Origin of the sequence: Sporocytophaga sp. (genome assembly GCF_017745095.1) — a bacterium.
Classification (GTDB): domain Bacteria; phylum Bacteroidota; class Bacteroidia; order Cytophagales; family Cytophagaceae; genus Sporocytophaga.
The window spans coordinates 107,557-122,046 of record NZ_JAGHZZ010000004.1; the positions used below are offsets into that span (position 1 = coordinate 107,557).

The 14,490-nt window shown below is 36.9% G+C and carries 13 protein-coding genes; 11 read left to right on the top strand and 2 right to left on the bottom strand.

Going from position 1 to position 14,490, the window contains the following annotated elements; translation table 11 throughout:
* Positions 1-89: 89 nt before the first annotated feature.
* Positions 90-668: a NifU family protein gene (locus tag J7604_RS07450; protein ID WP_293893465.1), complete on the top strand. Its 579-nt coding sequence runs from the start codon at positions 90-92 to the stop codon at positions 666-668.
* Positions 669-863: 195 nt separating this feature from the next.
* Here J7604_RS07450 and dusB read toward each other — a convergent pair whose 3' ends face one another.
* A complete protein-coding gene (gene dusB / locus J7604_RS07455) occupies positions 864-1,862 on the bottom strand; it encodes a tRNA dihydrouridine synthase DusB (RefSeq protein WP_293893468.1) in 999 nt (332 codons plus the stop codon).
* Between the two features lie 95 nt (positions 1,863-1,957).
* Here dusB and J7604_RS07460 point away from each other — a divergent pair, with 95 nt between their 5' ends.
* The 10 genes from J7604_RS07460 to rlmB all read left to right on the top strand — a co-directional run bounded on the left by J7604_RS07460 (position 1,958) and on the right by rlmB (position 13,332).
* Positions 1,958-2,893: a CPBP family intramembrane glutamic endopeptidase gene (locus tag J7604_RS07460; protein ID WP_293893471.1), complete on the top strand. Its 936-nt coding sequence runs from the start codon at positions 1,958-1,960 to the stop codon at positions 2,891-2,893.
* Between the two features lie 77 nt (positions 2,894-2,970).
* Complete coding sequence (locus tag J7604_RS07465) at positions 2,971-3,807, top strand: phosphatidate cytidylyltransferase (RefSeq protein WP_293893474.1); 837 nt, start codon at positions 2,971-2,973, stop codon at positions 3,805-3,807.
* A 54-nt stretch (positions 3,808-3,861) separates the two neighbouring features.
* Positions 3,862-5,139, top strand: a complete 1,278-nt coding sequence (locus tag J7604_RS07470) for a Glu/Leu/Phe/Val dehydrogenase (RefSeq protein ID WP_293893477.1) — start codon at positions 3,862-3,864, stop codon at positions 5,137-5,139.
* A gap of 37 nt (positions 5,140-5,176) precedes the next feature.
* Positions 5,177-5,836 (top strand): phosphatidylserine decarboxylase family protein, encoded by a 660-nt coding sequence (locus J7604_RS07475; protein WP_293893480.1) that lies wholly within the window; start codon positions 5,177-5,179, stop codon positions 5,834-5,836.
* 109 nt (positions 5,837-5,945) lie between these two features.
* Positions 5,946-6,278, top strand: coding sequence for a hypothetical protein (locus J7604_RS07480; RefSeq protein WP_293893483.1), 333 nt, complete (start codon positions 5,946-5,948; stop codon positions 6,276-6,278).
* 102 nt (positions 6,279-6,380) lie between these two features.
* Positions 6,381-6,959, top strand: a complete 579-nt coding sequence (lpcA, locus tag J7604_RS07485) for a D-sedoheptulose 7-phosphate isomerase (protein WP_293893486.1) — start codon at positions 6,381-6,383, stop codon at positions 6,957-6,959.
* A 33-nt stretch (positions 6,960-6,992) separates the two neighbouring features.
* Entirely contained in the window at positions 6,993-8,543 is a 1,551-nt protein-coding gene (locus tag J7604_RS07490; protein ID WP_293893489.1) for a YifB family Mg chelatase-like AAA ATPase, read from the top strand.
* A 153-nt stretch (positions 8,544-8,696) separates the two neighbouring features.
* Complete coding sequence (locus J7604_RS07495; protein ID WP_293893492.1) at positions 8,697-9,335, top strand: T9SS type A sorting domain-containing protein; 639 nt, start codon at positions 8,697-8,699, stop codon at positions 9,333-9,335.
* Between the two features lie 202 nt (positions 9,336-9,537).
* Positions 9,538-12,504 carry a DUF2723 domain-containing protein gene (locus J7604_RS07500; protein ID WP_293893495.1) on the top strand — a complete coding sequence of 989 codons (2,967 nt, stop codon included), beginning with the start codon at positions 9,538-9,540 and terminating at the stop codon, positions 12,502-12,504.
* Positions 12,505-12,576: 72 nt separating this feature from the next.
* On the top strand, positions 12,577-13,332 hold the full coding sequence (gene rlmB, locus J7604_RS07505) for a 23S rRNA (guanosine(2251)-2'-O)-methyltransferase RlmB (RefSeq protein WP_293893498.1): 756 nt from the start codon (positions 12,577-12,579) through the stop codon (positions 13,330-13,332).
* A 47-nt stretch (positions 13,333-13,379) separates the two neighbouring features.
* Here the strand turns inward: rlmB and J7604_RS07510 are convergent, their stop codons facing one another.
* On the bottom strand, positions 13,380-14,456 hold the full coding sequence (locus J7604_RS07510; protein ID WP_293893501.1) for a mannose-1-phosphate guanylyltransferase: 1,077 nt from the start codon (positions 14,454-14,456) through the stop codon (positions 13,380-13,382).
* Positions 14,457-14,490 lie beyond the last annotated feature (34 nt).

Here is a 14,490-nt window from a genome sequence, read left to right on the forward strand (position 1 = left end):
TGGATTAAATGCAATTGGAAATGAGTTTGTTTTAGCAAAATGAATTAAGTTAAGTCTAAAATTGTTCTTCCATTTTATCAATCAAAATCATGGAGTCTACAGAAAAAAGAGTTATAAATATTTATACAGAATCGAATCCAAATCCGAATTCTTTGAAATTCGTTACGGATTTTCTTTTAGTATCGGAAAGCGTTGATTTCCCTAGTCCAGTAAGTACAGCAAATTGTCCCCTGGCTCAGGATCTTTTCCGTTTTAGCTTTGTGAAGAGAGTATTTTTCTCATCTAATTTTATCACTATCACAAAATCAGATGATATCGACTGGATTGAAGTTACTCCAATGATCAAATCTCTGATTAAGGGTTATCTGGAGGAAGGAAAACCTCTTTTCAATGAAAAATTTGTACCTGAAAATTTATCTCCAACTGCCGGAGATTCTGAAATCGTAGGGAAAATAAAGGTTATTCTTGATGAATACATCAGACCAGCGGTAGAGCAGGACGGTGGTGCCATTACTTTTAGCTCATTTAATGACGGTGTGGTTAAAGTAATTTTACAAGGTTCTTGTAGTGGTTGTCCTTCTTCTACAATCACATTGAAGGCTGGTATTGAAAACCTTCTTAAAAAGATGATTCCTGAAGTGCAGGAAGTTGTTGCTGAAAATGCTTAAGAAAAAAATAATGGTTAATGAGAAGAGCTCTGATGGGCTCTTTTTTTTACCGTGACAAGAAAAAATAAGCTCTGGTGTTAACGTCCAGAGCTTATAAAATTTCCCTAATTGATTAACTTTTTCCCGATAATTAATCAAACGTAAGACTTTGCGATATTTGAAAACGTTGTATCGTTTTCTATTTTTTTTTGTAAATTAATTTAGTACGTCAACTCCTGCACTATAAGTTTTTTCAACTTCATCCAGAATCTCAGATACTTCTTCGACACTTCCTGCTGTTACTATTCTTTGTCTGAAAGGCTTAAAGTTAGGGAAGCCTCTGAAATAATTTGTATAATGAGGACGCATCTCAAAAATTCCTGTTTTAGGCCCTTTCCATTCTACAGATCTGATCAGATGTTGTTTGCAAACTCTTATTCTTTCTGCAATATCTGGTTCGGCTAATTTTTCTCCTGTTTTGAAATAATGTTTGATCTGGTTAAATACCCAAGGATTGCCAATTGCTGCTCTTCCGATCATAATTCCGTCAGGACCAAATCTGTTTTTATAATCCAGGGCTTTTTCCGGTGAATCGATATCTCCATTTCCAAAAATAGGGATATGAATGCTTTGCATTTCTTTGACTTTGGCTATCCAGCTCCAATCTGCTTCGCCTTTATACATTTGATATCTCGTGCGGGCGTGAATAGTTAAAGCCTGAACACCAACATCCTGAAGTCTTTGTGCTACTTCAAGAATTTTAATGTTTTTCTCATCCCATCCGAGCCTTGTTTTGACGGTAACTGGTACTTTACATCTCTTGACAATTTCCTCAGACATCTTCTGCATTTTAGGAAGGTCAAGTAAAATTCCAGCTCCGGCCCCCTTGCAAGCTACTTTGTTAACGGGGCAACCGTAATTAATATCGACAAGCTCTGGGCCTGCCCCCTCAGCAATAGCAGCAGCCTCTCGCATGGCCTCAATTTTATCGCCGAAAATCTGAATACCGATAGGTCGTTCATAGTCGTAGATGTCTAGTTTCTGCAGACTTTTTTCAGCATCACGGATCAATCCGTCTGCTGCTATGAACTCAGTGTACATCATATCCGCACCATTTTCCTTGCATACAGCCCTAAAAGGTGGATCACTAACGTCCTCCATGGGAGCAAGTAAAAGGGGGAATTCCCCAAGTTCTATCTGACCTATTTTAACCAAAGTTGTATTATTTTAATTATTAGGAGCAACTATATCTTTTTTTTGAAACTGTCCCAGAAATATGTCGGGGCAATAAAGTAAATTTACCAACTTTTATGGAAAATATTAATAGTTCAGGAAGCGGAATACTTGAAAAAACACTCGGTGTACTTATTGTATTCTTAGTACTTATTGGAAGTATGCTAATTGGCAGTGGATTAGGTCATATTCTTCTTAAGGAGGTTTGGGGAATTAGTTTTAATTCAGAAACTGAATTGCTAAATCTTATAAAAAGTTCCCCTGATCCAAAGTCATTGATTTTAAAAAGTCAGGCTGTAAATGCGATTATTACTTTTTTAGTGATGCCTCTTATATATATGGCCATATTCAGACAGTCATATTTTAAGAAATTTAATCCAATCACAAAAAGACTTCCTTTTTTTCTGATTTTGTCAATTATTATATTTTTTATGGGAATGCCTCTTCTTGCTTATCTGGTGGATTGGAACAAGGAAATGAAATTACCCTCAAGCCTCAAGCCACTTCAAGATTGGATGGAGAATAGCGAAAACCTGGCGAAAGTACTTACTGAAACTATTATTTATTATAAAGACAACACATCATTTGTAGTTACACTTTTGGTTGTTGCCCTGATTCCGGGTATTGGTGAAGAATTGGTTTTTAGAGGCGTTGTGCAGAACGAGTTAAAAGATATTCTCAAATCGCCCACATTAGCTATTTGGATTACCGGATTTTTGTTCAGTTTTATTCATTTTCAGTTCTTTGGTTTTTTTCCAAGGATGTTTCTTGGTGTCCTATTTGGATACTTATATTATTGGTCAGGGAATATATATGTGTCCATGTTTGTACATTTTATGAACAATGCACTTACACTTATTTTGGCTAATATGTATAAGCAAAAAGATATTAGCTTTAATCCGGATTCGTCAGAGTCTATACCCTTCTATTCTGTGGTGGTATCGCTCATTGCCTTTTCTTTTTTTATTTATTTATATCAAAGGAATTCGAAAGAGGCAGGAATCACAAAATAATTTCAGATTTATACCCTTTTTTTTGCTAAACTTGAATTGAAAACCGCCAGGTTTTTAATAATCATAAATTAAGGGAAATGAAATTAGTTACTAAAATCCGTAACATGGGTAACCTCACTCAGCGGATTATTGCCGGTCTGGCCGGTGCGTTTATTATGATCTCAGCAATTTGTTTTAATGAATGGAGCTATTTTGCTTTGTTGTTTACAATTTGCCTGCTGTCGTTAATTGAATTTTACAACCTTATTGAGGTTGCAGAAATTAAACCCAATAAGATATTCGGAGTGGTTTCCGGAATGATGATTTTTACTCTTTTTTTTCTGATAGAAAAGCAAGTTCTCACCTTTGATTGTTATTTTCTATTGTTTCCGTTTCTGTTTCTCCTCTTTTTGATGGAACTCTTCAGGAAAAACGATAAACCATTTTTTAACATAGCCTTTACATTCTTAGGAAATATCTACATTGCTCTTCCTTTTGGATTGCTCCATGTTTGTGCTTTTTACCTTCAGGAATATAATTTTCATATTATTCTGGGTATTCTTCTCATTCTTTGGGCTAATGATATTGGAGGCTACGTTGCAGGGATGGCATTAGGTAAAACCAAGTTGTTTTTTAGGATTTCCCCAAAAAAAACCTGGGAAGGAAGTATCGGTGGAGGGTTATTCGCATTGGCCATCGGATTCACACTGTCATTATTCTGGAAAGAACTTGACACACTTCATTGGTTGATTATGGCAGCTATTATAGTTGTTGTTGGTAGCTATGGAGATCTTGTCGAATCACTGTTGAAAAGAAGCCTTGCTATTAAAGATTCTGCCCAAACAATTCCCGGTCATGGAGGTTTTTTGGATCGGTTTGACGGGCTATTGCTCTCATCACCTTTTATAGCAGCCTTTTTAAAGATTTTTTCATAAACAATAAGGCTTCTTCTCCGTAAACATTTCGACAAAACAAAGAAAAAAGCGGATATGTCATATATAGAACCAGCACCAATTAAGGATAAAGACAACCCTTTAGAATCCATGATGTCCAGATTCGATCTGGCAGCACAGAAGTTAGGACTTGACAATGAAACTTATAACGTTTTAAAAAATCCTGACAAACAGGTGATTGTCTCTTTACCGATTACTATGGATGACGGAAGGATCAAAGTATTTTCTGGTTACAGGGTAATTCATAATACTATACTTGGTCCTTCAAAAGGAGGGATCAGGTATGATATGGGAGTTACTTTGGATGAGGTGAAAGCTCTTGCAGCTTGGATGACATGGAAATGTGCTGTGGTTGATATTCCTTACGGAGGAGCAAAGGGGGGGATTATGTGTAATCCAAGAGCTATGTCCAAAGGGGAAATCGAACGACTTACCCGGGCATATACTTTATCAATGATGGATGTTTTTGGGCCTGATAAAGATATTCCGGCTCCTGACATGGGGACAAGTCAGCAAGAAATGGCCTGGCTGATGGACGAATATTCCAAAGCAAAAGGGATGACAGTAAATGCTGTTGTTACCGGAAAACCGTTGGTTCTCGGAGGTTCATTGGGCCGAGTGGAAGCGACAGGCAGAGGGGTAATGGTAAGTGCACTTTCTGCTATGCAGAGGTTGAAGATGAATCCAAGTCAGACAAGTTGCGCTATTCAAGGATTTGGCAATGTGGGCTCAAATACCGCCAGACTTCTGGAGGAAAGAGGAGTTAAAATTAAAGCATTAAGTGATATAAGTGGAGCCTTTTGGAATGATAAAGGGATTGATATTCAGGATGCCCTTAAATACAGAGATAAAAACAATGGTATGCTGGAAGGTTATCCAAATGCAGAAAAAATGGATGATTCGGAAGGAATCATTACCTGTCAGGTTGACCTTTTGGTGCCTGCAGCCAAAGAGGATGTAATCAATATTTACAACGCCCCTAATATAAAAGCGAGGCTTATTGTTGAAGGGGCCAATGGACCAACCAGTGCCAATGCGGATGATATAATCAATGAAAAGGGCATAATGGTGGTTCCGGATATTCTTGCAAATGCCGGTGGAGTTACCGTTTCCTATTTCGAATGGGTGCAAAATCGTTTGGGACTTAGATGGCCTTTGGAAAGAGTTAACAGAAGGTGTGACAGGATCATGAAAGAAGCTTTTGAAAAAGTCTACAGCACATCTCTCGAATTTAATGTTCCTATGAGAATTGCCGCCTATATTGTTGCCATAGATAAAGTAGCAAAAACATACAAATTCAGAGGAGGATTTTAATCTTTTATTATATTTGCTGCTTCATTTAATTTAAAATATGGTAATTCATAAAGAAGGATATAAAATCCTTACGTATCTTTTTGTTGTTCTTTTGATTGTTAACCTAGCAGTATATTATTTATTGCCAGAAAGCGTGACTATCCGCTGGACAGTTTGGGGAATATCTGCATTTATTTATATAATGATTCTGCAATTTTTCAGAAGTCCCCGCAGATTAATTATGACAAATGACAATCACGTGATAGCTCCTGCAGATGGAAAAGTGGTTGTAATAGAAGAGGTTGAAGAGACTGAGTTTTTTAATGAGAAAAGAAAACAGGTATCAATTTTTATGTCACCTGTCAACGTACATATTAATAGAAATCCCATTTCTGGAATGGTAACATATTTTAAATACCATCCCGGTAAGTATCTTGTTGCGTGGCATCCTAAGTCCAGTACAGAAAATGAAAGAACTACAATTGTTGTAACCGCTAAAAACGGAACAAGCATATTGCTAAGACAGATTGCAGGAGCTCTTGCTAAAAGAATTGTATGGTATTTACAGGCAGGAGAAGAAGTGAAGCAAGGGGAGGAATTGGGCTTTATAAAGTTCGGATCTAGAGTGGATGTTTTTCTTCCATTGGATGCTAAAGTTAAAGTAACCATGGGCGAAAAAGTGAAGGGCGGATCGACCGTAATTGCCGAGTTTAACTAGTTTAAAAGCTAAAGAAAATTTTTTTATTAAAATTCTTGGAGCAACAAACTATTCATATTTAACTTCGTTATTAGAATCTAAAATTTTAAAAAGGAATTAATTTGAGCTTATGAAAAACAATAACCTTGACGACCTAAGCGACGATGAGCTTTATGCAAGTTTTGAAGCTTATAAAGCATTACTGGATGCCGGACTTTCAAAGGATCAAGCCCTTTCCAGAACAGGTCTGACAGCACAGATTGTTAAAGACCTGGAGGATGAAGAGAAGACAATGGAAGAGGAAGATGAATATGATTTCAAAGATGAGTGGGAAGATGGAGGAGATGATGATGATGCTGATTTTGATGATGATTCTAACTGGAAAGAAGAAAACTTTGATGAAGAAGGTAGCTGGGATGATGACGATGCTAGCAGCAGTGGAGGCTGGGATGACAGATATTAATTAGAAAATATTTTTATAAGAATAAAAGCCCCGACCTTCGGGGCTTTTTTATTTATTGACTTTTTATTTCCTTTACATTTTTCTAAAACAAAGGAAGTTAAAATGAATAGCAATACAATCCTTGCAGAGTTAAAAAGCGCAGCAGAAGTTTTGAATAATTTTATCAATTCAGAGCAAAATATACAAGCTATTGAAACTGCTGCGGAGTTAATGATAAGCTCGCTGAAGAATGGAGGCAAAATCATAAGCTGTGGTAATGGAGGTTCATCCTGCGATGCCATGCATTTTGCAGAAGAACTGACCGGCAGATATAGAGAGAACAGGGAGCCTATTGCTGCAATATCAATTTCTGATCCTAGTCATATTACATGCACTGCAAATGATTATGGCTATGCATTTGTTTTTTCAAGATATGTTGGTGCTTTAGGCAGGCCAGGGGATGTGCTGCTTGCCATCAGTACCAGTGGAAATTCCGAAAACGTATTAAAAGCTGCAGAAGAAGCGAAAGGTAAAGGAATGAAGGTGGTTGGGCTGACTGGAAAAAACGGGGGAAAACTAGCTGGACTGGCAGATGTGGCTATAAATGTCAGTCATCAGGGGTTTGCAGACAGAATTCAGGAAGTACACATAAAAATTATTCATATTTTAATATTACTAATCGAAAAAGGGCTAGCTAAATAAGCTCTTTTTTTAACTCTTTCAACTTGCTAAGCTATGGTTGCCAAAACTTTTGGGAGCGCCGTCTATGGCGTGAATGCCTATACTGTTACTATTGAAGTAAATATAGGTCAGGGTACTAAATTTTTTATCGTTGGCCTTCCTGACAGTGCCGTCAAGGAAAGTGAACATCGAGTGGAATCCGCAATTAAGAATCTTGGTTATGCAATGCCAAGGCAAAAAGTTGTCGTAAACCTTGCTCCTGCTGATATCAAAAAGGAAGGTTCTGCTTATGATCTGCCAATTGCACTAGGAACGCTTTTTGCATCGGACCAGATTAATGCCGAAGATTTTGACCAATATGTAATCATGGGAGAGTTGGCTTTAGATGGAAAGTTGAGACCAATTAAAGGTGTCCTCCCCATTGCAATAGAAGCCAGAAAGCAAGGTTTTAAGGGATTTTTATTGCCTAAAGAAAATGAGGCTGAGGCTGCAATAGTTAATAATCTTGATATTTATGGAATTTCTCATCTTCAGGAAGCTATTGACTTTTTTGAAGGAAAGGTCCAGTTGAGACCATTAAGGGTGGATACAAGGTCAATTTTCTTTAATCAGATTAATAACTATGATGCTGATTTTGCTCATGTACAAGGGCAGGAAAATATTAAAAGAGCACTGGAAATTGCAGCAGCGGGCGGTCACAATGTAATTATGATAGGCCCTCCAGGTGCGGGAAAAACAATGCTAGCCAAAAGGCTTCCCACAATTTTGCCTCCGCTTACTTTAAATGAGGCTCTTGAAACAACCAAGATACATTCAGTTGCCGGTAAATTAAAAGGTGCCGGAGCATTGATATCAACACGTCCGTTTAGAGCTCCTCATCATACAGTCAGTGATGTAGCTCTTGTAGGAGGTGGTGGACATCCTCAACCTGGCGAAATTTCTCTTGCCCATAATGGTGTTCTTTTTTTGGATGAATTGCCGGAATTTAAAAGGACTGTGCTAGAGGTAATGAGGCAACCGCTGGAAGAGAGAAAAGTGTGTATCTCCAGAGCAAAGGTTTCGGTTGAGTTTCCATCGAATTTTATGCTGATTGCAAGTATGAATCCTTGTCCTTGTGGATATTACAATCATCCGGAAAAAGAATGTGTTTGCGGGCCAGGCGTTGTTCAGAAATATCTCAATAAAGTGAGTGGTCCACTATTGGACCGCATTGATCTTCATGTTGAAGTAACACCTGTGGGCTTTGATGAAATGTCATCAATCCGAAAAACAGAAAGCAGTGGAGAAATCCGGGAGCGTGTAATTAAAGCAAGAGAAATTCAGCAGAAACGATTTGAGGAACTGCCGACAGGTGAAAATCTCATTCATTCAAATTCAATGATGCCCTCCCAAATGGTTAAAGAAATTTGTATAATTTCAGAACCAGGGAAAAATCTACTTAAAAATGCTATGGAGAAATTAGGCCTCTCAGCCAGAGCCTACGATAGAATTCTGAGAGTTTCAAGGACGATAGCTGACCTTGCTGAAAGTGAAGAAATTAAAGTAGAACACCTTGCAGAGGCAATTCAGTATAGGAGTCTCGATAGGGACGGGTGGGCAGGTTAAATTTTTAGTGATTTTCGGGAACATTTTTAAGTTTAAAAAAATTATCCTTAAGATAAACTAGAATAATTGAGCTCTTATTGACAATTATTTCCCCCAAAACTGGCATGGTTTTTATCCTAATTTCAAGTATCTTTGTATTTAATAATCAGTGGCATGAAGAGACTCGTACAAAAAATAGTATTTATTTTAGCTGTAGTTATCTTGTGGCAGGGTGGAACATTGGCCCAGACAACGCACCAGGTAATTATATCTAATTCTAAAATTGAACCTGCAATGTTAGGTATTGATCCAAATGATACTGTTGAGTTTATTTGGGTGGGGAATTCTTCTTCTATGCATCCAATAAAATCTGACGATGGGAGCAATTTAATTTCATCTCCTGATGGAGTTAAATCCTATAAAATTTATGATAACCATCGTGAATTATTTGCAGGGCGTACTTTTACTTATGCCTGCACTATCCATTCTGGAATGAAAGGTTCTATTGCTGTAGGGTTAGGATTGGGTGGACTTACGGATTTAAAAGAATCTAAATACGAGTTTCAGGTTACTCCAAATCCATTTGAAGATGAATTGAATCTGACTATTTTTCCCGGAAATAAAAATGTCAAATTTATCAAGATTTTTGATATTATTGGGAAAGAAGTTGCGTCAATAGATTTAAGCAGCAAAGTTGGACCTTCAGCGTATAAAGTTGACTTTTCCAATCTAAGACCAGGACTTTATTTCTGCAATGTGTATTCAGATAAGGGCATTATAGAAACCAGAAAAATTTTGAGAAATAGGTCTTAATCTTCAAACTGTTTCTGATAATATTTAAAAAATGAGATCCCGAAGGGATCTCATTTTGTTTTTATACACACTCAGAAGGGTAGGTAATGTAATTTAAATATATTACCATGTATTTTTGAACGTTCAATAAAGGAGTGGTAATTAATAGTCAATTGATAGAATTTTGCTAATTTCGCCTTCCATAAATTTTTAATTGGTAAAGATGTATAATTCAAATTACTCAAAACTAAATAACCTCTTGGGGTGGTTGGTTTTCATTTTTGCAACAGCTGTTTATGTGCTCACTATTGAGCCTACGGCAAGCTTTTGGGATTGTGGTGAGTTCATCGCCTGTTCCTACAAGTTACAAGTTCCTCACCCTCCGGGAGCGCCGTTCTTTTTATTAATAGGAAGAATATTTTCCTTACTTGCCTCTGATGTCACCCAGGTGGCATTCTGGATCAATATGGTTTCTGCTTTATCCAGCAGCTTCTCTGTATTATTTCTCTTTTGGACCATCACACTCATTGCTAGGAAATTTGCAAAGGATTATGAGAATCCTACTCTTGGTGAGAAAATCGCAATATTTGGTAGCGGGGTAGTAGGTAGTCTTGCCTTTACATTCTCAGATTCATTCTGGTTCTCTGCTGTTGAAGCAGAAGTATATGCAATGTCTCAATTCTTTACAGCGTTTGTATTCTGGGCAATTTTAAAATGGGAAACTAAGGCTGAAGAATCTGGAGCTGACAAATGGTTACTTTTGATTGCTTATACCATCGGTCTTTCTATTGGAGTTCACTTATTGAACTTGCTTGCAATACCAGCACTTGCTTTTGTTTACTATTTTAAGAAATATGATATCACAAAAGTAGGCGTAATAGCAACTTTCCTTTTAAGTGGTGTAATCATCGTTGTTGTATTATCAGGAATTATTCCAGGCTTACCTTCTCTTGCCGGAACCTTTGAGATCTTCTTTGTTAATAATCTGGGTCTTCCGTTCAATTCCGGTATCATATTCTTCGGAATTCTTTTTCTAAGTGCTTTAATATTCGGAATAGTTTATTCTATCAAAAATCAAAAGTATCTTTTAAATCTTTGTCTTTTAGGTTTGACTTTCATTCTTATAGGATATGCATCTTATGGTATTATCCTTGTCAGATCGAACTTTGATCCTCCGATTGACGAAAATGATCCTGAAAACGTAATTAGCTTTGTTTCTTATTTAAAACGTGAGCAATATGGTGACCGACCAATTTTTAAAGGCCCATTGTTTACAGCAGGTTATCCTATTGACGTAGAAAAAGGAGCCCCTCTTTATAGAAAAGACACTGTTACTGGTCAGTATGTTGTTTTTGATTACAAGATGGATTATATCTATGATCCAAAGCATGTAACATTATTTCCTAGGGCCTACAGTACTCAGCCTCACCATGTGGAAGCGTATCAAAGTATGATGAACCTGAGAGAAGGGAAAAAACCATCTTTCTGGCAGGATAAAGGTTATATGTTCAGTTATCAGATTGGTCATATGTATATGCGTTACCTTGGCTGGAACTTTATCGGAAGAGAAAGTGATATTCAGGATAGTGACGTGTTATGGCCATGGGATTATTTCAAAAAGGATCTGCCGGAATACCTGAAAAATAATAAAGCAAGAAACAACTTTTTCTTATTGCCATTTATATTGGGTGTTGTAGGTTTTGTGTATCTGTTTAGCAAAAAAAGAAATGATGGGATAGTAGTTTCTTTGTTGTTTATCTTTACTGGCCTTGCAATAGTTGTATACCTGAATCAGCCACCGGTTGAGCCTAGAGAAAGGGATTACACCTTTGCCGGATCTTTCTATGCATTTGCTATCTGGATTGGATTAGGTGTGTTCTTTATCGCTGATCTGATGGAAAGAATAGTAAAAAGTGAGTCAACACGTTCTGTTATATCCTTTATACTATGTCTCTCCGTACCTGCAATTATGGGACAACAAGGATGGGATGATCATGACAGATCAAATAGATTCTATTCTGTGGATTCAGCGAAGAACCTTTTGAATTCTTGTGCTCCTAATGCGATCTTATTCACTGGCGGCGATAATGATACTTTCCCTCTTTGGTATGTTCAGGAAGTAGAAGGTTTCCGTACTGATGTGCGAGTGTGTAATTTGAGTCTTTTAAATACAGATTGGTATATCAAGCAGATGAAGCAGCAAGCTTATGAATCAGCTCCATTGCCAATATCCTTGAACTTTGAAAATTATATTCAGGGGAAAAATGATCAGATTTATTTTGTAGAAAAACCTCAGTTTAAGAATGGAATTAATCTTGCGGGTTATATTCAGCTTGTAAAAACAGATAACCCAGAAATCAGACAGGAAAGCGGAAGAGGGGATTATTACACAACACTTCCTTCAAAAAATCTTTACCTGAACATAGATAAAAATGCAGTGCTTGCTACCGGAGCAGTTCCTGATACTCTTAAAGGACAGATTCTGGACAGACTAGCATGGAATATCGGAATAAATACTTTGGAGAAGAAAGATCTTATCATTCTTGATATGATTGTTACCAACAATTGGAAGAGACCGATTTATTTCTCTACTACGTTGTCTGGTTCTAATTTCCTTAACCTGAAAGATTATACTCAGTTAGAAGGTTTGGCTCACAGATTAATGCCGATAAAATACCCAAATGCTTCTCAAGGCTTTGTTTATGATAAGGTGATGTATGATAACATGATGAAGAATTTCTTCTGGAGAGAACTTGATAATCCTAAGGTTTACTATGATGAAAATTATTTCAGAATGACAGTAAATTCAAGATCTCAGTTTTATCGTTTAGCTTCAACTTTGTATAACAATGGTGAAACTGAAAAGGCCAAACAAGTAGCAGAACATTGCTTCAAAGTAATGCCGGATGATCCTATTACTTATGATATTGCAACACCTCCTTTCATTCAGATTTTCTTTAAAACAGGAAATGAAAAAATGGCGATGGATATAGCGAATAAAATGGGTAACAGGGCTATTGAAAATCTGGAATACTATAAGAGAATAAAGATGCCATATGGCAGAGATTATGAGTTGAATTTCTATATTCTTGATTCTATCATCAGAGCTTTGAAAGAAGGTGGAAAAGCCAAAGAGGCAGCGAAGTTTGAAGAGGTATTGATGTCATATTCATACCTTTTTAATCAATAAAATTAATTTAAAAAAAATATTACCATCCCGATGCCAGGCTTGCCCTGGCATTGTGATTTAAACGAATACCCAATGGAGAGAAATTCCCCACAAAATAAATCAGAATTACTTTTCGGTATAAGGCCGATTATAGAAGCGATAGAAGCAGGTAAAGAGATTGATAAAATTCTTATTCAGAAGGAGCAATCTTCACCTCTTATGAACGAATTATTACAGGCGGCATTTCATCATAAAGTACCTGTTCAGAGAGTGCCTGTTGAGAAGCTGAACCGCATAACGAAGAAAAATCACCAGGGGGCAATTTGTTTCATGTCCTCTATTGTTTATGCCTCTCTGGATAATGTAATTTCTGACTGCTTTCAGTCAGGTGCTGTTCCATTGATTTTAGTTCTGGATAGAATCACCGATGTTAGAAATTTTGGAGCAATTGCAAGAACTGCAGAATGTATGGGTGTTCATGCTATTGTTATTCCTGCAAAGGGGGCTGCTCAGATAAACAGTGATGCTGTTAAAACTTCCGCAGGAGCATTGAATCATATTCCTGTCTGCAGAGAAGAAAGCTTGATGAAAACGATAAAATACCTTAAAGAAAGCGGGCTGTCTGTAGTAGCCTGCACAGAAAAGGCTCAAAAAACTATTGCAGATGCAGTATATAATGATCCAGTTGCAATCGTAATGGGGTCAGAGGAAGATGGTATTTCAGATGAGATCATTAAAAAAGCTGACGAAATTGTAAGGATACCAATGGTTGGAAAAATAGGCTCTCTAAATGTCTCAGTAGCGGCAGGAATGATATTGTATGAAGCTATTCGACAGAGAGGATTGTAAAAAATAATTATAATAAAGAAGCCCCGATCTTCGGGGCTTCTTTATATTTATATAAACTTTGAATCTTTTTTATTCTTTGTGTCTGAAACAAAGTCTTTGACTCTCTGCTCATGATCTTTCTTGCAGATCATCAAAACATCGTTGAACTCTGCAATGATAAAGTCTTCAAGTCCTTCTACTACAACTAATTTTTCTTTAGGTACTTTAACAATGCAATTTTTAACATCATATAGCATAGTGTTACCTTCTATCACGTTGCTGTTCTCATCTTTGTTGGAAAGTTCATAAAGTGATTTCCAGGTACCAAGATCGCTCCAGCCGAAGTCGCTAAGCATTACGAAAACTTCTTCAGCTTTTTCCATAATTCCAATATCTATAGAGACATTCTTGCATTGAGAATACGCAGTACCAATAAAGCCTTCTTCATCTTTAGACCAATATTTGCCATTACCTTCTTCAAATATTTCAGCCATTTCAGGCAAGTGCTTCTGGAAATTTTTTATGATGGCATTCACATTCCAGATGAATATTCCTGCATTCCAAACAAAGTCACCACTTTCCAGAAACTTCTGAGCAAGTTCCAGTTGTGGTTTTTCAGTGAAAGTTTTTACTTTTTTTATTCTGTCAGGATTTTCTTCAAGATATTGGATGTATCCATATCCTGTATCAGGCCTGCTGGGTTTAATACCTAAGGTAATGAGTTTATCACTTTTTGAAGCAGCATCCATTGCGATCTTAATGGTAGACTCAAACTCATTTTCTTTAAGAATAACATGGTCTGAAGGTGCAACCACCATAGTTGCGTTGGGATTGCTTTGTTTTATTTTATAACATGCATATGCAACACATGGTGCAGTGTTTCTGGCTATAGGCTCGCTCAATATCTGCTCATCTTTCATGAATGGCAGCTGTTGCTTCACGAGGTCAGCATATATTTTGTTTGTTACAACCAGTATATTCTCTTTGGGAAGAATATTAAAATATCTCTCTGCTGTTTGTTGCAAAAGAGATTTTCCGGTGCCTAATACATCGTGAAACTGTTTTGGGAATTTCTCTCTGCTGAAAGGCCAAAATCTGCTTCCGATCCCACCGGCCATAATCACCACATAATAGTCTTTATTCATTATGTTTAAATTTAAAAATTGATCTTAATTAAGA

Bases quoted from the DNA above. Each gene is read 5' to 3' on its own strand.
- J7604_RS07465 (WP_293893474.1), top strand. From the start codon at position 2,971: ATGAAATTAGTTACTAAAATCCGTAACATGGGTAACCTCACTCAGCGG.
- J7604_RS07460 (WP_293893471.1), top strand. From the start codon at position 1,958: ATGGAAAATATTAATAGTTCAGGAAGCGGAATACTTGAAAAAACACTC.
- J7604_RS07470 (WP_293893477.1), top strand. From the start codon at position 3,862: ATGTCATATATAGAACCAGCACCAATTAAGGATAAAGACAACCCTTTA.
- J7604_RS07450 (WP_293893465.1), top strand. From the start codon at position 90: ATGGAGTCTACAGAAAAAAGAGTTATAAATATTTATACAGAATCGAAT.
- J7604_RS07495 (WP_293893492.1), top strand. From the start codon at position 8,697: ATGAAGAGACTCGTACAAAAAATAGTATTTATTTTAGCTGTAGTTATC.
- J7604_RS07475 (WP_293893480.1), top strand. From the start codon at position 5,177: ATGGTAATTCATAAAGAAGGATATAAAATCCTTACGTATCTTTTTGTT.
- J7604_RS07510 (WP_293893501.1), bottom strand. From the start codon at position 14,456: ATGAATAAAGACTATTATGTGGTGATTATGGCCGGTGGGATCGGAAGC.
- J7604_RS07500 (WP_293893495.1), top strand. From the start codon at position 9,538: ATGTATAATTCAAATTACTCAAAACTAAATAACCTCTTGGGGTGGTTG.
- rlmB (WP_293893498.1), top strand. From the start codon at position 12,577: ATGGAGAGAAATTCCCCACAAAATAAATCAGAATTACTTTTCGGTATA.
- J7604_RS07480 (WP_293893483.1), top strand. From the start codon at position 5,946: ATGAAAAACAATAACCTTGACGACCTAAGCGACGATGAGCTTTATGCA.
- lpcA (WP_293893486.1), top strand. From the start codon at position 6,381: ATGAATAGCAATACAATCCTTGCAGAGTTAAAAAGCGCAGCAGAAGTT.
- J7604_RS07490 (WP_293893489.1), top strand. From the start codon at position 6,993: ATGGTTGCCAAAACTTTTGGGAGCGCCGTCTATGGCGTGAATGCCTAT.